The sequence below is a fragment of the Mangrovicoccus ximenensis genome (genome assembly GCF_003056725.1).
In the GTDB taxonomy this organism is placed as follows: Bacteria; Pseudomonadota; Alphaproteobacteria; order Rhodobacterales; family Rhodobacteraceae; genus Mangrovicoccus; species Mangrovicoccus ximenensis.
Window position 1 is genome coordinate 22,214 of the sequence record NZ_QBKZ01000003.1, and the last position, 22,557, is coordinate 44,770.

Consider the following 22,557-nt stretch of genomic DNA (forward strand, 5'->3'; position numbering starts at 1 on the left):
TCATCCCGCCGCTACCGTCGTCGACTTTCTCACCGCCGTTCTCACGTTCCACAGAAGGTTGCGTTTCCGCAAAGTCCGAGAACCCGGCGTCGGAATAGAGTCCTCGCGAGACAAACTTGAGAGGAACTTATACATGCTGACCCGAAGAGCCGCTCTCATGGGCGCGGCAGGCATGGCCTCGCTGCCTGTCCTCATCAAGGCCGCGAAAGCCGAGGAAATCATGGACACCTCCATGGCGAAATCCGCGGACCTGTCGAGCCTGGAGCGCATCAAGCGCAAGCTGGTGCGTCCGCCCATGGTGCACGCGCATGAACAGGAAGCGCCGACAAAGCCGCGCGTGGTCGAGTTCGAGATGCAGATTGTCGAGAAGGAGGTCGAGGTAGACGACGGAGCATATCTGCAGGCGATGACCTTCAACGGGTCGATCCCCGGACCGCTCATGGTGGTGCATGAAGGCGATTACGTGGAGCTGACACTGTTCAATTCGCCCGAGAACATGATGCAGCACAACATCGATTTCCACGCGGCGACCGGTGCGCTTGGCGGCGGGTCGCTCACCTTGGTGAATCCCGGTGAGAAGACCACGCTGCGCTTCAAGGCCACCCGCGCGGGCACATTCGTCTATCACTGCGCGCCCGGCGGCCCGATGATCCCATGGCACGTGGTCAGCGGCATGTCCGGTGCGATCATGGTCCTGCCGCGGGACGGGCTGAAGGATCACGAGGGCAACCCGGTTCGCTACGACCGCGTCTTCTACATTGGCGAAAGCGACTTCTATATCCCCAAGGACGAGAACGGAGATTTCAAGAGGTTCGCGGATCCGGGCGAAAGCTATCCCGACACGCTCGAGGTCATGAACGGGCTGATCCCCAGCCATGTCGTGTTCAACGGCAAGGTCGGCTCGCTCACCGGCGACAACGCGCTGCATGCCGAGCAGGGGGAAAAGGTCCTGTTCGTGCACAGCCAGGCCAACCGCGACACCCGTCCGCACCTGATTGGCGGGCATGGCGACTTGGTATGGGAAACCGGCAAGTTCGCCAACCCGCCGGAGCGCGACCTGGAAACCTGGTTCATCCGAGGCGGGTCCGCCGGGGCGGCGATCTACGAATTCCTGCAGCCGGGGGTCTATGCCTACGTGAACCACAACCTGATCGAGGCGGTGAATCTCGGGGCGACGGCGCATGTCGTCGTGGAGGGCGACTGGAACAACGACCTGATGGAGCAGGTGCAGGCGCCGGTCGAATACAACGCGGCCTACGAGGGAAAGACGGCCCTGCCATGATCCGTCCCTGGCGGCGGGGCAAAATCCGGAACCTTCCGCGGCCGCCTGGATGCGGCCGTGGTCCCGGCGACAGGAGTGCACGGAGATGAAGGCGCTTGTCCTGGCCAGCGTGGCGGCGGGCCTTGGCCTGGCAGCGGTCCTGTCCCTGCCGGACCGGACCCTGCCCTTTGCGCCGGTCGAAACGGTGCCGGTGCCGGCAGGGCAGATCACCTGGACGCCGCTCGGCAATTTCTCGCATCGGGGAAAGGCGCGGACCCCGCGGCCGGAAATCGTGGCCGTGCCGGGGTTCGAGATCATGAAATACCAAGTGTCGCGGGCGCAATACGCGGCCTGCGTGGAGGAAGGCGGTTGCCAGGCCGTGTCGGCGACCGGCGGGGCCTGGCCCCAGACCCAGGTGAACTGGCTGGATGCGACGGCCTTTGCCGCTTGGTATTCGGACCGGACCGGTCAGGTCTGGCGCCTTCCCACCGATGCCGAATGGCAGCTTGCCGCCGCCGAGCGTTGGGGCGAAACGGACGCGGATCCGGAGGAGCTCGATCCCGGGGAGCGCATGCTGACGCGCTACGAGCACGGGCTCCGGCTTCGCGGAACCGTCACGGCCCGGCTGCAGCCCGCTGGTGCCTTTGGCGAGAACGCGCTCGGGCTTGCGGACATGGCAGGCAATGTCTGGGAATGGACCGAAGGGTGCTTCGTCAACGGAGAGCTGGAGGCTGACGGCACCATCGCGGAGACCGAATCCTATTGCGGCGTCCGCATTGCCGGGGGGCTCCACCGGGCCGCCGTGATCGATTTCGTGCGCGATGCCAGCGTGGGCGGCTGCGCCGTGGGCCTGCCGCCCGATCATCTGGGCTTCCGTTTGGTGCGGGGCCGCCGCGCCGGCGGCGCGGCCTGACCGGAGCCAGAGAGGGAAACATGAAAGACGCACACAGACGGCTTGCCCGGCGGGGCTCCCTTGCCGGAAATCTGCCAGATGCCCTGGCGGAGGATATGCTGGGCCATGGCACCGCGCGCAGCTTCGCCCGCGGCGAGGTAGTTTTTGCCGCGGGTGCCGCGCCGGACTACCTGTTCATCGTTCTCGCGGGGTGGATCAAACTGTTCCGCGTGACGGCTTCCGGGACCGAAGCGGTCATCAATGTCTGCGGGCCCGGCCAGAGTGTCGGGGATACCGCGATCCTGAAGATCGACGGCTATCTTGCCGATGCGCAGGCTGTCTCTCCCTGCGAGGTGCTGCAGCTTCCCGCGCAGCGGATCCGCCAGCTGATGGACGAATGTCCCCGGACACGCGAGGCGGTCATGGGCAGCACGCTCGTGCACCTGCGGGAATTGCTGCATCAGGTCGAGACGCTGAAGGTCCTGAACGGCGCGCAGCGCATGGCCCAGTTTCTCCTGGCGCTGGCACCGCCCGGGCAGACGGGCGCCTGCGCGGTGCACCTCCCCTATGGCAAGCTGCTGATTGCCGGACAGATCGGCATTTCCCCGGAGAGCCTGTCGCGGGCCATCAAGCGCCTCCGGAGCCGCGGCGTTCGCGTCGACCGCGAGATCGCCTGGATCGACGATGTCCAGGCGCTTGCCGATTTCTGCGGCTTTGCGGGCAGGAAATGCGCATGAGCGCCGGGTTGCCGCCATCGCCGCGCCGGGCCAAACAGGCGGAGAACGGGAAACGGAAGACCATATGACAATTGCCTACTTGCTTTCCGAAACGCGGGGCCTGTCGGACAGGCTGCTGGCGGATCTCGCCGCGCGCCTGGCGGCCGAGGGGCGGGTCGTGGCCGGGCTCGTGCAGTCGCGCGCGCCCTCCGGCGGGGACCACCCCTGCGACATGGACCTTTCCGTGCTGCCGTCGGGGCCGGAAATCGGGATCTCGCAGAAGCTCGGCGGCGGCTCGCGGGGCTGCCGGCTTGATCCGGGCTCGCTCGAGGCGGCAGCCATGGCCGTGACCGGGGCGCTGGCCTATGGGGCCGACCTGCTGATCCTCAACAAGTTCGGGGCGCATGAATGCGCGGGGCGCGGGTTCTGCCCGGTGCTAGCCTCCGCGGCAGAGCGCGGCGTTCCGGTGCTGACCGCGGTCAACCCGCGCAACCTGGACGGGTTCGCCTCCTTTGCCGGCGGGTTGGAAACCCGCCTCGCGCCGGATCCGGATGCACTGCACGATTGGGCGATGTCGGTTCTGGCACCCTGACAGGCCGGCTCCGGTCCAGTCGGCGGGACAGCCCTGCGGCTGTCCCGGAGCGTGTCAGGAGGCCTGGCTGTAGCGGGCCCCGTCCGGGCTGTGGGCATCGAAGGCCTTCGCGGCGATCCGGGTCAGGGCACGGCCCTCTGGCAGGATTGTCAGCCGGTCCCCGGAGAGCGAGACAAAATCTCCGAACCGCCTGGCCAGCGCCTGCATCTCGGGTCGCAGCCGGTCGGCTTCGGGCCCGAAGGCCGCCCGCAGCTCCGCCAGGTCGAGGCTGAAACCGCACATGATCATCTCGATGGCCCGGGCCCTGAGCAGGTCTTCGCCGCTCATCATGTGGCCGCGGGCTCCGGCAAGCTGCCCGGCCTCGATGCGCTGGACATAGGCGGGCGTGGCCGCGGCGTTCTGGATGAAGCCCGTCGGCAGCCTGGAGATTGACGAGGCGCCGAGACCGATCAGCGTGGCACAGCCGTCATCGACATAGCCCTGGAAATTGCGGCGCAGGCGGCCGGTGGCGGCAGCGGCGGCCAGCCCGTCCCCGGGCCGGGCGAAATGGTCGATGCCGATGCTCTCGAACCCGGCTTCGCGGAAGCGCCGGGCGGCCAGCTCCGCCAGCTGGAAACGCTCCAGCTCCTTCGGCAGGACGGTCTCGTCGATCAGCTTCTGCCGCTTGGACATCCACGGCACATGCGCATAGCCGAAGAGCGCGATGCGGTCGGGCGCCAGCTCCAGCACCTTCGCCAAGGTGTCGTTCAGCCGGGCGGCATCCTGGTGCGGCAGGCCATAGACCAGATCGGCATTCAGCGACCTTATCCCGGCATCGCGCAGGTCTTCGACGCAGGCACGGGTCACCTCGAAGGGCTGCAGGCGCCCGATGGCCTGCTGCACCAGCGGGTCGAAGTCCTGGATGCCGATGCTGGCCCGGTTCATGCCCTCGGCCGCCAGCGCGCGGATCTTGCCGCGGTCCACCATGGTCGGGTCGATCTCCACCGAGAACTCGCAGTCCTCCGCCGGCGGGATCAGCGCCTTCACCGCCTGCGCCAGGCGGTGGATCAGCGCGGGGGGCAGGATGGTGGGCGTGCCGCCGCCCCAGTGCATGCGGCCCATCCGCAGCCCGCTGGGCAGGACGTCTGCCAGAAGCGCCAGCTCCTGCTCCAGCGTCGCGATGTAGCTTTCGACCGGGGCTAGCGTCTGCGTGCCCTGCGTCCGGCAGGCACAGAACCAGCATAGCCGCTCGCAGAACGGGATGTGGATGTAGACGGACACCGGGTCGGACGGGTCGAGCGAGGCCAGGGCCTCGGCCTGATGCGCGGCGCCGATCGCCGGCAAGAAGACCGGGGCGGTGGGATAGGAGGTATATCGGGGCACCCGGGCGTCGAAGAGGCCGAGGCTTCTGAGGCGGTCGATCTGTTTCATGCGCCCCATATGCTGGTTTTCCGGCGGCCGGACTTTGCTCCGGATCAAATTACAGCGGGAAAGGCGATGCGCCGATGACCGGCCCGTGCAGGTGCAGGAGAACCACCCACAGAAGCAGGCCCACGAGGGCGCGCGGAGCCGTTGCCCGGCCGTTCCGGCGCAGCCAGCCCCGGTGCACCAAGGGTTTAAGCGACAGGATGGAGGTGCAGCCGAAGAACGCCCCGGCCTCTCCGCCCAGCACGCGGCGCGCCTTCGCGTCGAAGGCCGGGATCGCGGCGGCGGCCATGACGAGGAAGCTGCCGAACAGGACCGCCATTGCCACATCGCCGTTTGGGACGAGATGCGCTCCGGCCCAGAGGCCGAGGGCCAGGAGCAGCGGGTGGCGGGAAATGGCGGCGAAGCCCGGATCGTGGGGGTCGAACGCCGCGCACCGCCGCGCGCCCAGCGTGAAGGGCTGGCGCAGCCGGAACCCGCAGGAGGCCAGGACCACTGCGGCAGGCATCGCGATGTTCGGGATCCAGCGCATCCAGGGCAGCTGTGGCCAGAGCTCCGCATAGGGCGCGCGCAGCGCCGCCGAGATCACCCAGACCAGCAGGGCAACGGACATCACGCCGTAGGCAGCGAAATACGCGCGCCGTCCGGCCATGCCGATCAGCATGCCCCGCAGCCCGCCGATCCGGGACAGAAAATGGCTGCCGGCGAACAGGGCCAGCGCCAGCGCGAATTCGGTCCAGCCGGTCATGGGTCGTCGGCCTCCTTCATCAGCCGTTCTAAATGGCAGGCGAAGGCCCAGGTCGCGGGCAGGCCGATCGCCAGCCCACCGGCAGCGGCCTGCCAGGGGGTCAGCACCGGCCAGCCCAGCCAGGAGCCGATGAGCGAGGCGAAGAACAGGTTCACCCCCATGGCACCGGCCCCGAACGGGTAGAGCCCGGCCAGCAGCTTCCAGGACGGTTTCATCTGCGGCTCACCAGGATCTGCACCGCGGCCAGCGCGACGACGAGGGCGATGGACCCGATCAGGAACCAGAATTCGGCCGTGTCTGTCTGCGGCTGGGGGATCGGGCGCTCGAAGGTCTCGGCCATGGCCGGGAGCGGAAGGGTCAGCGCGAGGGCAAGGATGCGGGTCATGTCATCTCTCCATGGTCAGGGTCTGGTAGATCTCGGGCAGGGCGCGGGGCAGCCGCCCGGGATGGGGCAGCAGGGTGAAGCCCGCCCGGCCGAAAATGCGCGCGAACCAGTCCTGCCCGTCCTGGTCCACGATCACGCCATGCACGGACTGGCCGAGGGCGCGGGCCTCGCGCACTGCCATGCGGCTGTCCTCGATGCCGTGCTGGCCCTCGTAATGGTCCAGGTCGTTCGGCTTGCCGTCCGTGAGCACCAGCAAGAGCCTGCGGCTGGCGCCTTCCTCGGCCAGCTGCGCCGAGACATGGCGGATCGCGGCGCCCAGCCGGGTGTAATGGCCCGGCATCAGCCCGCCGATCCGGGCGGTCACGTCGGGCGTGACGGGGTCGCCGAAGCTCTTGCAGCGGTGCAGGAAGACCCGGTCGCGGCGCAGCGAGGAAAAGCCCCAGACGCCCAGCCGGTCACCGGCCGTGCCGATGCCGCCGGCCAGCGCGGCCAGCGCTTCGCGGGCGACCTCGATCACCGAGCTGTCCCCGATGGCTGCCTCGGTCGAGCGCGAGCAGTCCATCAGGATGGCGACCGACAGGTCGCGCACCATCGGGCGGTTTGACTGCCAGACGCGGTCGCTGCCCTCGCGCCCGCAGGCGATGTCGCTGCGCGAGGTCACGACCGCATCGAGGTCGAGGTCGTCGCCGTCGATCTGCCGGGGCAGGATCACGCGCCTGGGATGCAGCGGGGCGAACTGGCGCTTTACGCGCTCGACGAGGCGCGGGTCGGGCTCGTAGCCGGCGCGGGGCGCCGCCTCGGTCTCCAGGACGCGGACATGGGCGGGCAGGTAGGATCCGGTGCGGCGGTTCCATTCGGGATAGGTGAACTTGCCGGCAAGCCGCTCCAGCTCGGCCTCCTGCGGCGACAGGTCCAGCGACAGGCGCAGCCGGGTCGCCGCCCGCTTGACGGTCTGAGACAGGGTCAGGTGGTCCTGGTCCTCCGCGGCCTTGGCGGCGTTGTCCTGGTCGTCGTCATCGACCATGCGGTTGAGGTTCAGGCTCTCTGCCCAGGACATGATGGTTTCGAACCGGTGGATGATGAAGCTGTCGCGGCGGTTGGCCTGGTCGCGATCCTCGCGCCGGGCGTCCTTCCGGGCCGGGACCGCCATGGCCGGGGCGGGTGCCTCTGCCTGGTCGGCGGCCGCCCGTCCGCCGGACGCGTGGCCCGCCGGTCCCGGGCCCCGGCGGGCAGGTCGACCAGCGCCCAGATCTCGGCCCGATTCGCCTCGGCATCGACCCGCAGGATTTCCAGCGGCACCGGTCCGGCCCAGGTCCGCGCCGCCTCGGCCAGCGCGGTCTCGGTGCCGGTCTCGAGATAGCGGAACAGCGTCGGCGAGAAGAGCTGCAGGAAAACCGCGGCCGGGAAGGCCAGCGTCGCGCCGATGCCGAGCCCGAAGCGCAGCCGCCGCCGCTCGGAACAGATCAGCGTACGCCAGGCGCCGGAGGCGAGATAGACCATGCAGGCGGAGAAGATGATCGCCCCGAAATTGGTGGAGAAGAGCGGCGCTGTTGCGCAAATCGGCTGGCGACGGCAGGTCCCCTTCCCCCGGACACACTTGTCCCTTTGCCACGGTGACCGGGATGCCGAGGGCAGCGAAGCGGTTGAGGAATGAGCGGCAAGCGCCGTCGGTCCGGGCGCATCGCGCTGCCATCCGTCCGGGGCCGATGCCGAACGGACATCGGCCGCTGGCCGAGCTGCTGCACGCAGGGCATTCAATCGCCGGGGAAAAGGTCCCCCGGACCTTTTCCCGGTCCGGCTCATATCTCGACCCTGCTGCGGCGGCGGAAGCCGCTCCGGTTCCGCCGGAGCGCCCGGCCGAGNATGCTTCGGCGTTCTCAGGACCTCGGTGCGCGCCCGGGCTCCCGCCGTGTCCGGCTTCCATGGCCTCGCGTTGCGGCGGGGCGGAAGTGAGGAGGTTCAGCAAAAGCTCCGGGGGACCTTTTGCCCGACGAACCGCTGCTGCTCCGCGGGCCGCGATGGCATCATGGCAGGCNGGTGTCGCAGGCGTTGCCGTCGCTTGCGCCATCGGTCCGGGCAACGATGGCGACGGCGAGCCCGGCGCTTGGCGGCGCCGTGCTTGCGGCTGTGCCGTTCTGCGCGCTTTCCCGGGGCGGCCCCCGGAACGGGGCATGGCGGGCAGCGCCGAGCGGCGCTGCCGCCGCCGGCGTCACTGTTCGGGAACGAGAATTTCGCGCTTGCCCACGTGGTTGGCCTGGGAGACGAGGCCCTCTTCCTCCATCTGCTCGACGAGCCGCGCGGCCTTGTTGTAGCCGATGCCAAGCTTGCGCTGGATGTAGGAGGTCGAGCACTTGCGGTCCTTGATGACGATCTGCACCGCCTTGTCGTAGAGCGCGTCCTCGCCGGTGGTGTTGCCGCCGAGGCCGAGCACCGCGTCGATATCGGGCGCGGCCTCGTCATCCGGGCCCTCTAGCACGGTGTTGACATATTCCGGCGGACCATAGGCCTTGAGATAGGTGACCACTTCCTCGACTTCCTCGTCGGAGGCGAAGGGACCGTGGACGCGGGTGATCTTGGCGCCGCCGGCCATGTAGAGCATGTCGCCCATGCCGAGCAGCTGTTCGGCGCCCATCTCGCCCAGGATCGTGCGGCTGTCGACCTTGGAGGTCACCTGGAAGGAGATCCGGGTCGGGAAGTTGGCCTTGATCGTGCCGGTGATCACGTCGACCGAGGGACGCTGCGTCGCCATGATGATGTGGATGCCGGAGGCGCGGGCCATCTGCGCCAGACGCTGGATGCAGGCCTCGATCTCCTTGCCCGCCACCATCATCAGGTCGGCCATCTCGTCGACGATCACCACGATGAAGGGCAGCTTGACCGGCTGGATTTCCTCGGTCTCGAAAACCGGATCGCCGGTCTCGTCGTCGAAGCCGGTCTGGACCGTGCGGGTGAAGAGCTCGCCCTTGGCCAGCGCGTCGGCGACGCGGCCGTTGTAGCCCTCGATGTTGCGCACGCCCATCTTGGACATCTTGCGGTAGCGGTCCTCCATCTCGCCGACGACCCATTTCAGCGCGACGACCGCCTTCTTGGGGTCGGTGACCACGGGGGACAGCAGATGCGGGATGCCGTCATAGACGGAGAGTTCCAGCATCTTCGGGTCGATCATGATCAGGCGGCACTCTTCCGGCGAAAGCTTGTAGAGCAGCGACAGGATCATCGTGTTGATCGCGACGGATTTCCCCGAGCCGGTGGTGCCCGCGATCAGCAGGTGGGGCATCTTGGCGAGGTTCGCGACGATCGGGCGGCCGCCGATATCCTTGCCGAGCGCCAGCGGCAGGCGCGCCTTGCCGTCGTCGAAATCGGTGGAAGCGAGGATCTCGCGCAGGAGCACCATCTCGCGGTGGTCGTTGGGCAGTTCGATCCCGATCACCGTGCGCCCCGGCACGGTCGAGACCCGCGCGGAAAGCGCCGACATCGAGCGGGCGATGTCATCGGCAAGCCCGATCACCCGGCTGGCCTTGAGGCCCGGCGCCGGTTCCAGCTCGTACATGGTGACGACGGGGCCCGGACGCACCGAGACGATGTCGCCCTTCACCCCGTAATCGTCGAGCACGGTTTCCAGCATCCGCGCGTTTTCCTGCAGCGCCTCGTCGGAGAGATAGTGCTTCTCCACGGTCGCCGGGTCGGTCAGCAGCGCCAGCGGCGGCGGGGCATAGCCCTCCTCCGGCACGCCGGGGAAATCCGGCAGCGCCTCGGCCTGCGCGCGCGCCGAAGGCTTCGGCGCGGGCTGGGGTTCCCGGATGCCGCCTATGAAGCGGCCGGGGCCGAGATCGCCAAGGACGCCGCCGCGGTCTTCGCCGCCGCCGACGTGATCGCCAAGGTGCAGCCGCCCTCGGAGGCGGAGATCGCGCTGCTGGAGCCGCGGCACANCGCTGATCTCGTTCTTCTGGCCGGCGCAGAATGCCGAGCTTCTGGAGCAGGCGCGGGCGACCGGCGCCACCGTGGTGGCGATGGACATGGTGCCGCGGATCAGCCGCGCGCAGAAGATGGACGCGCTGTCGTCGATGGCGAACATCGCGGGCTACCGCGCGGTGATCGAGGCGGGCGCCAATTTCGGCCGGTTCTTCACCGGCCAGGTGACGGCGGCGGGCAAGGTGCCCCCGGCGAAGGTGCTGATCGTCGGCGCAGGGGTCGCGGGGTTGGCCGCGATCGGCACGGCGACGTCTCTGGGGGCGATCACGCTGGCCTTCGACGTGCGCCCGGAAGTGGCCGAGCAGATCGAGTCGATGGGCGCGGAATTCGTCTATCTCGATTTCGAGGAAGCGGCGCAGGACGGCGCGGCGACGGGCGGCTATGCGGCGCCCTCGAGCCCGGACTTCCGCGAGGCGCAGCTGAAGAAGTTCCGCGAGCTGGCGCCCGATGTCGACATCGTCATCACCACCGCGCTGATCCCGGGCCGCCCGGCGCCGGTGCTGTGGACCGCCGACATGGTCGATGCGATGAAGCCCGGCTCGGTGATCGTCGACCTGGCGGCCGAGCGCGGCGGCAACTGCGAGCTGACCGTCAAGGACGAGCGCATCGTCACCGAGAACGGCGTGGTGGTGGTGGGCTACACCGACTTCCCCAGCCGGATGGCGGCGCAGAGCTCGACGCTCTATGCCACCAACATCCGCCACATGATGACCGACCTGACGCCGGAGAAGGACGGCGCGGTCGTGCATGACATGGAGGACGACGTGATCCGCGGCGCGACCGTGGCGCGCGCGGGCGAGATCACCTTCCCGCCGCCGCCGCCGAAAGTCGCCGCGATCGCCGCGCAGAAGCCGAAGGAGAAGGCCAAGGAGCCGACCCCCGAGGAGAAGCGCGCGGCCGAGACGGCGGCCTTCAAGGCGCAGACCCGCAGCCAGGTCGGGCTGCTCGCGGCGATGGCGGTGCTGATCCTCGGGCTCGGGCTGATCGCGCCGGCGAGCTTCATGCAGCATTTCATCGTCTTCGTGCTGGCGGTCTTCGTCGGCTTCCAGGTGATCTGGAACGTCGCGCATTCGCTTCACACGCCCTTGATGGCGGTGACCAACGCGCTCTCCTCGATCATCATCCTCGGCGCGCTGATGCAGATCGGGTCNCTCCAGCGTCCTGGTGATCCTGCTCGCGGCGGTGTCGGTCTTCATGGCCGGGATCAACATTTTCGGCGGCTTCATGGTGACGCGCCGGATGCTCGCCATGTTCCAGAAATCCTGAACCGGAGACAGCAGACANTGGAATTCGGTTTCACGACGGCGGCCTATGTGGTCGCGGCCGTCCTGTTCATCCTCTCGCTCGGGGGGCTCTCGGGCCAGGAAAGCGCCAAGCGCGCGGTCTGGTACGGCATTGCCGGCATGGCGCTGGCCGTTCTGGCCACGCTGGCCGGCCCCGGCGCGGGGCTGTGGTGGCTCTCGCTGGTGCTGGTCGCGGCGGGCGGCGCCATCGGCATGGTGGTCGCCAAGCGCGTGCAGATGACCGAGATGCCGCAGCTGGTGGCGGCGATGCATTCGCTGGTCGGCCTGGCGGCGGTCTTCGTCGGCTACAACGCGCATTTCACCATCGGCCTGGCGGCCGGCGCGCATGAGGCGGCGGGCGCCGTCTCGGGCGTCTTCGCCGAGCTGGTGGCGCACAAGACCCCGGTCGAGATCGGCATCCTGAAGGTCGAGCTGTTCCTCGGCGTGTTCATCGGCGCGGTGACCTTCACCGGCTCGGTGATCGCCTTCGGCAAGCTCGCGGGGAAGGTCGACGGCAAGGCGAAGAAGCTGCCCGGCGGGCATCTGCTGAACGCGGCCGCGGCGGCAGTCTCGGTTCTGTGCCTGGCGTGGTACATGNGGCACCGGCGGGTTCCTGCCGCTCTTCGCGATGACGCTCTGCGCGCTGGTCATCGGCTATCACCTGATCATGGGGGTCGGGGGGGCCGACAGGCCCGCGGTGGTCTCGATGCTCACCTCCTACTCGGGCTGGGCCGCGGCGGCGATCGGCTTCTCGCTGTCGAACGACCTCCTGATCGTGGTGGGCGCGCTGGTCGGCTCGTCGGGCGCGATCCTGTCCTACATCATGTGCAAGGCGATGAACCGGTCCTTCCCCGCGACGCGATCGCGCTGCCGCTGATCCGCGCCTGCGTCGAGCGCGGCCAGCCGATCCTCGGCATCTGCCGCGGCTTCCAGGAAGTGAATGTCGCGATGGGCGGCTCGCTGCATCCGGAGATCCGCGACTTGCCGGGCCGGATGAACCACCGCATGCCGCCCGACGGCACGCTGGAGGAGAAATTCGAGCTGCGCCATTACGTCGATTTCACCAAGGGCGGCGTCTTCCACCGGCTGATGGGCGCGCAGCGCGTGCTGACCAACACGCTGCACGGGCAGGGGATCAACCAGCCCGGCCCGCGCATCGTGATCGACGGCCGTGCCGAGGATTCGACGCCCGAGGCGATCTATGTCCGCGACGCGCCGGGCTTCACCCTGTCGGTGCAGTGGCATCCCGAATGGAATGCCGGCAACGACCCGGTCTCCCGCCCGCTCTTCGAGGGGTTCGGCTGCGCGGTGCGCGACTGGGCGGTCTCGCGCGGCCGGCTGCCGCAGAAATCCGCCTGAGATGGGCCCCTTCGCGTCGCTGCGCGAGGCGGTGGACATCCCGCCGGTCTGGCTCGCGGGCTGCCTCAGCCTCGCCTGGTCCCAGTCGCGCCTCTTTCCCTGGCCCGGCGATGGCGGGTCTGTCGTGCAGCTCATGGCCGGGCTGCTGGTCGGCGGCGGCATTTTGCTTGCCGTTCTGGCCATCGACGAGATGCGCCGCCAGAAGACCACGGTCCTGCCGCACCAGGTGCCCGCAATTCTGGTGCAGTCGGGCATCTTCCGCCGGTCGCGCAACCCGATCTATCTGGGCGACCTGCTGATCCTCGCGGGCTTCTGCCTGTTCTGGGGCGCGTGGTGGAGCCTGCCTCTGGTGCCGCTCTTCTTCTGGATCCTGACCGACCGCTTCGTCGAGCCCGAGGAAGCGCGGCTGCGCGAAACGTTCGGCCGCGCCTTCGAGGATTACTGCGCCCGCACCCGCCGCTGGGCCTGAAGTCCCGGTCCGATGCGGTTGCCCGCGACCATGGCAGCCCTGTGACCGCGCGGCGTCCCGTGGTAGCGACGGCGTGATCGCCTGCCGGGGGACGTGCAGGCACAGGGAAATCCAGGACGGGAGACTTGCATTGAGACTTGGGTTTTTGGTTGTCAATTGCTTATCGATTTTGACGTCGAACTTGGGTGCCCCGCGTGTCGCGCCATCATACGCGACACGTCGTCCGCATTTCCGCCAATTGGACACATTACCGGTCAGCAGGCTTACAAAGCAGGCCCGCAGAGACTACGCAAAAGTGCAGCCTTGGATACCGGAGCCCGGAGCAGGCAACCATGGACGCGAGCACACGGCTATGGCCGCACTACGGATATCCTCTAGGCCCGGGTTTCGACTGCAAGGTCAAAACCCAACCCGAGCTAATTCGCGACTATCAATAATTTCGCTCCATAGCTCCGCAAATCTTTCAGTTGGCTGAATTGACCTACCTTGTAACATCGGCGCAGCTAAAAAATGCGGTCGAAGCGAATCTTCTTCCACTTCTGACAAATATCGCTCAGCTGAACCGCAAAGTATTACATCTGGAGAAACCGCAGACACCAACTCATAATGAAAGTACCGCGTTCTCAAAAACATTATCTTTCTAAAGAAATGCGTTAAGCAAGGGAATATCTGCCGAAAAAAAGAGTCCCCAAATATCAACAATGTTTTATCGGTCACCGAATCCTCATTAATATTCAGGTCAATAATCCCGTAATTCCCCGCAACAAGTCCATTAGTGCCATACCGCCCCCGTGCCAGTCCCTTTAACCGATGAGTTCTTTCGGAAATCGGAGGCATACATTGCACCCCTAGATCGCCAAAAAATTCCGGCTCTGGCTTAAGGTGTTCACGACACGTCGCGTGAAAACTCCGCAGGTCACCTGGTATAATACCTTCGAGGGTTTGCAAGGTAGACACTGCCATTCCAACTGGCGAAAAGTGCGTATCTGTTACCGCATAATGCTTTTTCTCAACATCAAGATACAGGACGTCGTCGGACAAATCTTTGTGCTTATAATGGAGATCGTAGATGGAACTGATCTGATGCCCCCCAGGAACCTCGGCCGCAAAAGGCACGATCTTATCCGGAAACACAACCATGCGATAAGATATCTTGTTCTGAATACAAAATTCGCGCCGGGTTTGATTGTTTTCCCGGAAAGCCCTGACAGACTCGCTCGAAACATCCTGCCTTCCTGAAAAAAGCGATAGTACATTATGCCTACCTCCAACCAGGAGCAATGAGCCATCACTTCCTAATGCAATATGCGGCGGAAACCTTGTGGAGACTTCATCGTTCATTGCGGACCAAACCCGAAATATTGCAACATTACTGAGGCGCGCCTACAATAAAAATTCGCAGGCACGATCTCATCCGGAAAGATAAACGCCATGCAACGCAGAAATCGACGGCAGAGCCTAGACCAAGTTTCTATACTTCTCCTGAAGTATAAAAGGCTTAGAACCCCCAACATTCTTCACCTTAGCTCCGATCCCATTTGTCCCAAATGGAACAACTTCATAGCATCCTTCGGCTCCATCCTTTGGGGACAGATCGTCCTGCACGTTTTCTTTCCACGTGTGCACACGATCATTTACAAAATCACTTCCAGTAACCCAATGATGCATCGACTTTCTATCGGAGAGGTCCTTAACTTCCTTCGCAAGCTCATTAAAATGCTCGTGAGCCCCAGCATCAGCAAACTTCAAATGGAAGAGATAAAGATTGGGATCGACTTCAAACTTCTTATTCATTAGTGCATGCCCCCCCATAGAATGCTGCGCAGCTTCCCAACGCAGTACGGGCTTGCAGAAATCATGATGAAATTTGAGAAGGCTGGCCTGTTGCAGAACAGGCAAACTCCAATCAAGCGCCATTTCAGGATCTTCACGGAAAACATTGAAGCCGAGGGGAGCGGATGCACCTGATTCTCTTTCGAGCAAGTACTCTTCAAGAGAAACATTCAGATCAGGGTCAACAGCAACGAGCTCGTCAACATCGCTAACAAGAATACACTGGTGCGTTTCCAGAAATGCATTTGCAAAATGCGACATCAATCGAGCTCTATGTACAGCAAGGCTTCCATCGATCACCCTCGGAACCGTAATATGGTTTACATTAGAACAAACCTTGTCATGAAAATCGGATTCTCCGTGGGATATCACGAAAACGTTCCTCGCCCCAAACTGCTGCGAGTAATATTCGACCCACTTAGAAATAAACGGCTCTCCGTATGCCATTGTAATAGCCGCTACATTCTTGGTCTTCATCTTTCATTCCCACGAAATTCGCTAACAGCGCAAACAATGTGCGCATCTTGCCGCCGAAAGTTTATTGCGTGCATCTGACCATCGCAAGGCCTACCCTGCGCGCTCGTTGTCGCAGGCCGACGTTATTGAAGGAAAGCAGCACACAAGACGTCAACAGCTTTCCATCCAACCAAGTCACCCATTGACAATGACAATAATGCCCAAGTTAAAACCAGAATAGCTGCGCCACCAATACTTGACACAACAACGGAAACCAGAAATGCCCGTATTAATCTTCGGCACGTCAAACTCATTAATGAAAAATGGATGGGTTCAAGGTTTAGTAGATATTCTAGGGGAGAAAAATGTCGAAAATATGTCTGTTGGAATGTCTCCATCAACCAGATTCTCCGCGCATGCCAACCTAGACTTCTCCAAATACGACGCAGTGTTCTTTGACGCCATTCCAAATGACGAATATTTGATTGAAGACACAGACGACTTCAATAGTACCGCTGAAATTCTCGATAGAATTTTCTTTGAAATATCTCAGAAGACAGCATTAATTGTGGTAGGATTCTGCATTTCCCCAAATGTCCTCACCCCTAGCAAGACATTTATGAGGCATCAGGAGCTTTGCAGGAAGAATGGTGGGATTTTTGTCGATATTCGTGATCTTGTTCTCGAAACATCTGAGCGTTTTGGAGTAGATTACAGACTTCTTTACGAAGACCATGAAGCTCACCCAGAACGACGCCTAGCGAGGCAAATTGCACGATCCATCGCCGCAAACTTACCGGATACCGGAAATATACCGACCGGCAAGTACATTACGACAGCGCCCAAGACCTCAATTTTCTCATCAATAAACCAGGACGACCATGCCTTCTCGAACTTTAAGAAAATTGAAGCTAGAAGCAGCGCCCTATCCGCTCGTTTTGCCCGCATTCGCGAAGGCGACCTTGTACAATTCAATGCCAATTACACGACCGGAGCTTATATCAATATAGGCACAACAAATGGAGTCATCAGGCTTCACTCGTCCGACAATCAGGCCGAAATAAAGCTATATCTATCCAGGCATATGAAAAAAGATTTCTTGCTGACATTCATCCCTTTTCCCTTGGGAGTGAAGTTTTGCGGCATATCAATTCATCCCGAGGCATCGGCGAAATCGATTTCTTCACGTTACTCGAATTCCCACTCTGGCCTAGGAGACATCCAACTCGATATCTGCGAGATTTGCTTCTATAGTCTGGAGGGAGACACGCCGGGCATAGCCACAAAACCCATCGGGTATGAAAACCTTCACGAAAGAACGAGAAGTCACTTTTTTTCTCGAGAAAACTCGAAAATTTTATCCGGAATTGTGCAAGAAATAGCGATCAAGAAGTCCGCTTCAAAAGAGAACGAAATGAGCGGGAATATCGAAAAGTGGATCAATTTCGGCAAAAGCATCAAAGATTCGAAAAGCCTGGTTGAGTTTTTCGACCTATTGACCGAAGAATTCGGATTCGTTCCTGACGCCTACAAGCATCATATATTCCATGTTGAGAAAATAAGAGAGTTACTGCGTCGGAAAGAATGGGATCTCGCGCAGATCAGCATTCAAAACATCCCAAAGAAGTATTGCCACGACGGCTGGCCATATTGTTTGGTTGCAAGAGCCCAAACCAAAGCAGGACTTAAAATGGAAGCAGAGAACAGTTGGAAATTGCTACACAATCTGAACCCAAACAACAAGGAAGCTCGTGAGGGACTCGGGATAAAATCAACCAATTTCCAATCATGAACGGCGTTGTTGCAGAACTCGTCGGCTTCGGGGATTCACGGCGTGATTCTGTGGATTAAGAGCCTGCCATGACGAAGCCAGAACCCGCCCGCTACCGTACGACCAACTGGAAATCCTACAATGCTGCCTTGAAGCGGCGAGGGTCGCTTCTCGTCTGGCTGGAAAGGCGGCAATTTCCACCATATTTGCGACACGACCTGAGGCGTACCCGGTCAGCCACATAGCAAGACAGGGCGTTAATCGCGCGAATCCATATTTAATTGTGTAGACAAATGAAAAATTCAGCACTATACGCCCGTCGGCAGAAAAATTGCATCTGTTAAGTATCAAATATCAAAGTTGGTGTACCATGCCAGATTTCTACAATGCGACCTCCCGACGCAAACTCGGTGAACTACGCGACGCCTATCTTCGAAAGGAAATTTCGGAGGCCGAGTGGCGGACACGCTTCGCAAAGCTCTCAGCGCAAGGCGAGGCCACGCCGATCTGGAGCAGAATCTCAGGGGTTCTGCACAGAAGCAAACCCAAGAGATCGTGATCCCCGCCGCAGCGACCACGCCAAGGGATCCGAGTGCTTGCCAGGCCCTCACTTGCGACATCGACCATACCTCCAGTACCGCCGTGACAGATGCCGACCATCGCAGTCGTGCGATCGGCGCTGGAGGAAGACTTTCGACAGCTCAAGCGCTTTCCCCGTCCTCACGGTCGGGGGCTGTGCATGGAAGGGCATGGCAGTGACCATCACTGCGTGAAGAATGCCCACTCACCCAAGCATCATCAACGCCTTCATCATGTAGCGCAAGTTTACTTGACAAGCGCACCCCCGTTTTCCAGTCTCCCGAAGTCATTATTTCGACAACAAGTTTTGGGGAATTAGTAATGAAGTGCCCGCTCTGCAGGGAACGTACGCATACAATTAAGCTGAAACAGGGAATCCTTAAAAACTCCCGCCTCTGCCTCGATTGCAACAGGTCCTTCCGGGAGAAAACGGTTCTGGGATTTCTCGTTTCGGTTGTTACACTTGGTAAATTCGGAAAATCAAGGTCTTTCGATCATTGAAGAGACGGTCTTCCAAGTGACTTCAAGCCGCAAATGGTAGGAGCTCCAAACTCCCTACCAGTATGACTTTGCTATAATTATCCGGCATCAGCTCTCCCGATCAATCACCACACCCCGAACTTCGACACTTGGAAGCCGGAATTTGGCCCGCGCCGCTGGCGCTCGGGCAGATCATCGAGCTGCAGCGCAACAAGACCGGCGCGCTGATCCGCTGGTCGGCCGAGGCCGGCGCGCGGCTCGGCCGCGCCGAGATCGCGCCGATGACCGCCTATGCCACCGCCCTCGGCCTTGCCTTCCAGATTGCCGACGACATTCTCGACGTCACCGGCGACCCGGAAAAGGCCGGAAAGCGGCTGCAGAAGGATGCCGGGGCCGGAAAGGCGACCTTCGTCGGCCTTCTGGGACTGGACGGCGCCCGTGCGCGTGCCACATCCTTGGTGGAGGAAGCCTGCGACGCGCTCGCCCCCTACGGAGACCGGGCTGCAACCTTGCGGGACGTTGCGCGCTTCGTTATCTCGCGGGAACGCTAGACGCGACGGAGGGCCCGATGGCCGACCAACCCCAGACCCCCTTGCTCGACAAGGTGCACGAGCCCGCTGACATGAAGGGCCTGTCGATCCGCGAGCTGCGCCAGCTTGCCGACGAGCTGCGCGACGAAACCGTCAGCGCGGTCTCCGTGACCGGCGGCCATCTGGGCGCCGGGCTCGGCGTGGTCGAACTGACCGTGGCGATCCATGCGGTCTTCGACACGCCGCGCGACAAGCTGATCTGGGATGTCGGCCACCAGTGCTATCCGCACAAGATCCTGACCGGGCGCCGCGACCGCATCCGCACGCTGCGGATGAAGGACGGGCTGTCGGGCTTCACCAAGCGCTCCGAGTCGCCCTATGACCCGTTCGGCGCGGCGCACAGCTCCACCTCGATTTCGGCGGCGCTCGGCTTCGCCGTGGCCCGCGATCTCGGCGGCCGCCCCGAACACGGCATCGGCGACTGCATCGCGGTGATCGGCGACGGCTCGATCTCGGCAGGCATGGCCTATGAGGCGATGAACAATGCGGGCCACCTGAAGAACCGCATGATCGTCATCCTCAACGACAACGAGATGTCGATCGCCCCGCCGGTCGGCGCGATGTCGACCTATCTGTCGCGGCTCTATTCGGCTGCGCCGTTCCACGAGTTCAAGCAGGTCGCCAAGGACGCGGTGAAATTCCTGCCGCCGCCGCTGCAGGAAGGCGCCAAGCGTGCCAAGGAGATGCTGAAGCATTCCGTCACCGGCGGCACGCTGTTCGAACAGCTCGGCTTCAGCTATCTCGGTCCGGTCGACGGCCATGACCTCGACACGCTGGTGCCGCTCCTGCGCGCGGTGAAGGCCCATGCCGACGGGCCGGTGCTGATCCATGCGATCACCAAGAAGGGCAAGGGCTACGAGCCGGCCGAGAACTCGCTGGACCGCGGCCATGCCCGCGCCCGCTTCGACGTGGTGACCGGGGAGCAGAAGAAGGCGGCTTCGAACGCGCCGGCCTATACCAAGGTCTTCGCCAATGCGCTGATCGACGAGGCGTCGCGGGACGACAAGATCGTCGCGATCACCGCGGCGATGCCGGACGGCACCGGGCTGAACCTCTTCGCCGAGCGCTTCCCGCACCGGGTCTTCGACGTGGCGATCGCCGAGCAGCATGGCGTCACCTTTTCCGCGGGTCTCGCGGCCGGCGGCATGAAGCCGTTCTGCGCGATGTACTCGACCTTCCTGCAGCGCGGCTATGACCAGGTGGTGCACGACGTGGCGATCCAGCGCCTGCCTGTGCGTTTCGCCATCGACCGGGCCGGCCTTGTCGGCGCCGACGGCGCGACGCATGCAGGCAGCTTCGACATCGCCTTCCTCGCCAACCTGCCGGGCTTCACCGTGATGGCCGCCGCCGACGAGGCGGAGCTGGTGCACATGGTCGCCACCGCCGCCGCGCATGACGACGGGCCGATCGCCTTCCGCTTCCCGCGCGGCGAGGGTGTCGGCGTCGAGATGCCGGAGCGCGGGCAGCCGCTCGAAATCGGCAAGGGCCGGATGATCCGCGAGGGCACGGCGGCGGCGATCCTCAGCTTCGGCACCCGGCTTTCCGAGGTCGAGACCGCGGCCGAGCGGCTGGCGGCGAAGGGCATCCAGGTCAGCATCGCCGATGCGCGCTTTGCCAAGCCGCTCGACCGCGAGCTGATTTTGCGGCTGGCGCGCGAGCACCCGGCGCTGATCACCATCGAGGAAGGCGCGGTCGGCGGCTTCGGCAGCCATGTCGCGCAGCTTCTGGCCGAAGAAGGCGTTTTCGACCGCGGGCTGAAATTCCGCTCCATGGTGCTGCCCGACGAGTTCATCGACCAGGCGAGCCCGCGCGACATGTACGCGGTGGCTGAGATGAATGCCGAGGATATCGAGGCCAAGGTTCAGGACGTGCTGGGCATCGGCACGCTGGCGCGGCAGGGCTGAGGCCTCAGCAGTTCGGGGCGAACATCGCGTCGCTGTCCGCATTGCGGATCGCGCGGGCCGGATCGGTCGACAGCCGCCTGCAGGCGACGACGCCATGGGCGGGATCGTTCGTCGCGAGCACCTTGTGGGGCAGCTCGTGATGGACGGTGGCGCTCTGGTTGTCCGCGTCGAGGCCGAAGAACAGATCGGTCAGGCATATCCGCATCCCCGAACCGACATGGGACACGGTGCGTTTCGGGCCGGGATCGGCATGGTGGCGGTCGGCGGGAAAGGCATGGGCGATTGCCCCCGAGCCGTCGGGATCGACCAGTGTTTCCGACTGGCCGACCGGCATCAGCTGGTTCTGGTAGAGATTGTCGGAATTGCATTCGACGCGCAGGACCCCTCCGGCGCGGTTGACGAAGGTCACGCACCGGTTGGGGGGCGTTGATCACCGCGTGCGTCATGCGCAGGTTGGCGAAGACCGTGGTCCGGTCAGCCGCGGCGAACCATCCGTCGACAGGGGTGCTCTACCCCAGTGTCCGCGCGGCCAGCTCCACCGCACGCTGGCCGGCTGCTTCGATCATGGCTTGCGGTACATTCCATCCCGGCTTTCGGCATCTCCACTATTCTGCGTGAAAACAGGAGATTGCCCGACGGCGCATGTCGGGCTCGACCTCAGGGAACGGCGGATCATCCGGGAGCTCTCCGGCCAGGGCCTGCGCGTGGCCGAGATCGCGCGGCAGGTCGGCCGNTACCAGGCTGCCGGCAGCGGTCATCGACCGGCTCGCGGCCGGCTGGTCCCCGGCACAAAGTCCCGCGCCGTCCGGTTGCCGCGCCAGCCGCAGACAACGCTGCATCCGCCGGGGATGCGCCCGCTGCCTGACCGGGGCGTTCTCCACGGCCAGGGACGACGCCCGCAGGACAGCAAGGCCGCCTGTCATCCGCAATGCACCGGCCTGCCCAAGGCAAAAGGCGCGCCGCAGCTGCGGCGCGCCTTCCATGGCGGTCGGGACCGGAGGGCTGCCCCCGGCCGCAGGTCAGGCGTGGACGACCTTCTGGGTCTGCACGCCCATGCCGTCGATGCCGAGGCGGATGGTTTCGCCGCCCTTCAGGTAGACCTGCGGGCTCTGGCCCATGCCGACGCCCGGAGGCGTGCCCGTGGTGATGATGTCGCCCGGCTGCAGCGACATGAACTGGCTGACGTAATGCACCAGGTGGCGCACGCCGAAGACCATGGTCGCGGTCGAGCCGTCCTGGTAGCGGTGGCCGTCCACCTCGAGCCACATGCCGAGGTTCTGCGGGTCCGCGACCTCGTCGGCGGTGACCAGCCAGGGGCCGATCGGGCCGAAGGTGTCGGCGCTCTTGCCCTTGACCCACTGGCCGCCGCGCTCGATCTGGAAGCCGCGCTCGGAGACATCGTTGACCACGCAATAGCCTGCCACGTGATCAAGCGCGTCCTCTTCGGAGATGTAGACGCCGGGCTTGCCGATCACCACGCCGAGCTCGACCTCCCAGTCGGTCTTTTCGGAGCCGCGCGGGATCTTCACGTCGTCATCCGGGCCGCAGATCGCCGAGGTGGCCTTCGAGAACATCACCGGCTCTTCGGGGACCGGCAGGCCGCTTTCGGCGGCATGGTCGGCATAGTTCAGGCCGATGCAGAGGAACTTGCCCACCTGGCCGACGCAGGGGCCGATGCGGCCCGCGGGCAGCTCGGGCAGGGTCGCGGGATCGACGGCGGCGATCCGCGCCAGCCCCTCGGGGGTCAGCGCCGCGCCGGCGATGTCGTCCACAACGCCCGACAGGTCGCGGGCCACGCCGGCCTCGTCGAGGATCGCGGGTTTTTCGGCGCCCGGGGCGCCCACACGCAGGAGTTTCATCTTT

Annotated in this window: 16 protein-coding genes and 7 pseudogenes; 12 read left to right on the forward strand and 11 right to left on the reverse strand. The window is 63.9% G+C overall.

Annotated features, from left to right (window positions below; genetic code table 11):
• Positions 1–133: 133 nt before the first annotated feature.
• The 4 genes from nirK (at position 134) to C7T91_RS08515 (ending at position 3,461) form a co-directional block, all read left to right on the forward strand.
• The gene (gene nirK / locus C7T91_RS08500; protein ID WP_108258883.1) at positions 134–1,282 is read left to right on the forward strand and encodes a copper-containing nitrite reductase; all 1,149 of its coding nucleotides are present in this window, start codon (positions 134–136) and stop codon (positions 1,280–1,282) included.
• Positions 1,283–1,367: 85 nt separating this feature from the next.
• Positions 1,368–2,174 (forward strand): formylglycine-generating enzyme family protein, encoded by an 807-nt coding sequence (locus tag C7T91_RS08505; RefSeq protein ID WP_236638117.1) that lies wholly within the window; start codon positions 1,368–1,370, stop codon positions 2,172–2,174.
• A 95-nt stretch (positions 2,175–2,269) separates the two neighbouring features.
• Entirely contained in the window at positions 2,270–2,890 is a 621-nt protein-coding gene (locus C7T91_RS08510) for a Crp/Fnr family transcriptional regulator (protein ID WP_161555805.1), read from the forward strand.
• Positions 2,891–2,954: 64 nt separating this feature from the next.
• Positions 2,955–3,461, forward strand: coding sequence for a DUF2478 domain-containing protein (locus tag C7T91_RS08515; RefSeq protein ID WP_108258885.1), 507 nt, complete (start codon positions 2,955–2,957; stop codon positions 3,459–3,461).
• Positions 3,462–3,515: 54 nt separating this feature from the next.
• Here C7T91_RS08515 and hemN read toward each other — a convergent pair whose 3' ends face one another.
• From hemN to C7T91_RS08545, 7 genes and pseudogenes are all read right to left on the reverse strand, one after another.
• Positions 3,516–4,871 carry an oxygen-independent coproporphyrinogen III oxidase gene (hemN, locus tag C7T91_RS08520; protein WP_108258955.1) on the reverse strand — a complete coding sequence of 452 codons (1,356 nt, stop codon included), beginning with the start codon at positions 4,869–4,871 and terminating at the stop codon, positions 3,516–3,518.
• 49 nt (positions 4,872–4,920) lie between these two features.
• Positions 4,921–5,613: an NnrU family protein gene (locus C7T91_RS08525; RefSeq protein ID WP_108258886.1), complete on the reverse strand. Its 693-nt coding sequence runs from the start codon at positions 5,611–5,613 to the stop codon at positions 4,921–4,923.
• Positions 5,610–5,828, reverse strand: coding sequence for an NnrT protein (locus C7T91_RS08530; RefSeq protein ID WP_108258887.1), 219 nt, complete (start codon positions 5,826–5,828; stop codon positions 5,610–5,612). Before C7T91_RS08530 ends, C7T91_RS08525 begins: the two co-directional genes overlap by 4 nt.
• Positions 5,825–5,998: a hypothetical protein gene (locus C7T91_RS33405; protein WP_201742029.1), complete on the reverse strand. Its 174-nt coding sequence runs from the start codon at positions 5,996–5,998 to the stop codon at positions 5,825–5,827. Before C7T91_RS33405 ends, C7T91_RS08530 begins: the two co-directional genes overlap by 4 nt.
• Position 5,999: 1 nt before the next feature.
• Positions 6,000–7,190: pseudogene (locus C7T91_RS08535) on the reverse strand (VWA domain-containing protein); the annotation flags it as partial.
• A gap of 613 nt (positions 7,191–7,803) precedes the next feature.
• Positions 7,804–8,039: pseudogene (locus C7T91_RS39220) on the reverse strand (hypothetical protein); the annotation flags it as partial.
• A 168-nt stretch (positions 8,040–8,207) separates the two neighbouring features.
• Positions 8,208–9,779, reverse strand: a pseudogene (locus C7T91_RS08545) (DNA translocase FtsK); the annotation flags it as partial.
• Here C7T91_RS08545 and C7T91_RS08550 point away from each other — a divergent pair.
• The 4 genes and pseudogenes from C7T91_RS08550 to C7T91_RS08560 all read left to right on the forward strand — a co-directional run bounded on the left by C7T91_RS08550 (position 9,738) and on the right by C7T91_RS08560 (position 13,081).
• A pseudogene (locus C7T91_RS08550) lies at positions 9,738–11,236 on the forward strand (Re/Si-specific NAD(P)(+) transhydrogenase subunit alpha). The pseudogenes C7T91_RS08545 and C7T91_RS08550 sit on opposite strands and share 42 nt — an antisense overlap.
• Before the next feature lie 17 nt (positions 11,237–11,253).
• Positions 11,254–12,103: pseudogene (locus C7T91_RS35185) on the forward strand (NAD(P)(+) transhydrogenase (Re/Si-specific) subunit beta); the annotation flags it as partial.
• On the forward strand, positions 12,079–12,612 hold the full coding sequence (locus tag C7T91_RS35190; protein ID WP_236638119.1) for a gamma-glutamyl-gamma-aminobutyrate hydrolase family protein: 534 nt from the start codon (positions 12,079–12,081) through the stop codon (positions 12,610–12,612). The pseudogene C7T91_RS35185 and the gene C7T91_RS35190, both read left to right, overlap by 25 nt.
• A gap of 1 nt (position 12,613) precedes the next feature.
• Positions 12,614–13,081: a methyltransferase family protein gene (locus C7T91_RS08560; RefSeq protein WP_108258889.1), complete on the forward strand. Its 468-nt coding sequence runs from the start codon at positions 12,614–12,616 to the stop codon at positions 13,079–13,081.
• A gap of 399 nt (positions 13,082–13,480) precedes the next feature.
• Here C7T91_RS08560 and C7T91_RS31450 read toward each other — a convergent pair whose 3' ends face one another.
• Together C7T91_RS31450 and C7T91_RS08565 are read right to left on the reverse strand one after the other, a co-directional pair.
• A complete protein-coding gene (locus C7T91_RS31450) occupies positions 13,481–14,422 on the reverse strand; it encodes a hypothetical protein (protein WP_145962812.1) in 942 nt (313 codons plus the stop codon).
• A 117-nt stretch (positions 14,423–14,539) separates the two neighbouring features.
• Positions 14,540–15,391 carry a glycosyltransferase family 2 protein gene (locus C7T91_RS08565; protein ID WP_108258890.1) on the reverse strand — a complete coding sequence of 284 codons (852 nt, stop codon included), beginning with the start codon at positions 15,389–15,391 and terminating at the stop codon, positions 14,540–14,542.
• Positions 15,392–15,650: 259 nt separating this feature from the next.
• Between C7T91_RS08565 and C7T91_RS31455 the strand changes: the two genes are divergently transcribed.
• The 4 genes and pseudogenes from C7T91_RS31455 (at position 15,651) to dxs (ending at position 20,694) form a co-directional block, all read left to right on the forward strand.
• Entirely contained in the window at positions 15,651–17,162 is a 1,512-nt protein-coding gene (locus tag C7T91_RS31455) for a hypothetical protein (protein ID WP_145962813.1), read from the forward strand.
• A gap of 68 nt (positions 17,163–17,230) precedes the next feature.
• A pseudogene (locus C7T91_RS08570) lies at positions 17,231–17,329 on the forward strand (IS5/IS1182 family transposase); the annotation flags it as partial.
• 1,044 nt (positions 17,330–18,373) lie between these two features.
• Positions 18,374–18,751 (forward strand): annotated as a pseudogene (locus tag C7T91_RS08575) (polyprenyl synthetase family protein); the annotation flags it as partial.
• A 17-nt stretch (positions 18,752–18,768) separates the two neighbouring features.
• On the forward strand, positions 18,769–20,694 hold the full coding sequence (gene dxs, locus C7T91_RS08580) for a 1-deoxy-D-xylulose-5-phosphate synthase (RefSeq protein WP_108258892.1): 1,926 nt from the start codon (positions 18,769–18,771) through the stop codon (positions 20,692–20,694).
• Positions 20,695–20,698: 4 nt separating this feature from the next.
• On the opposite strand, the gene C7T91_RS08585 is transcribed toward dxs, so the two are convergent.
• Complete coding sequence (locus C7T91_RS08585; protein WP_108258893.1) at positions 20,699–21,103, reverse strand: M35 family metallo-endopeptidase; 405 nt, start codon at positions 21,101–21,103, stop codon at positions 20,699–20,701.
• Between the two features lie 610 nt (positions 21,104–21,713).
• On the reverse strand, positions 21,714–22,553 hold the full coding sequence (locus C7T91_RS08595) for a fumarylacetoacetate hydrolase family protein (RefSeq protein WP_108258895.1): 840 nt from the start codon (positions 22,551–22,553) through the stop codon (positions 21,714–21,716).
• Between the last annotated feature and the right edge of the window lie 4 nt (positions 22,554–22,557).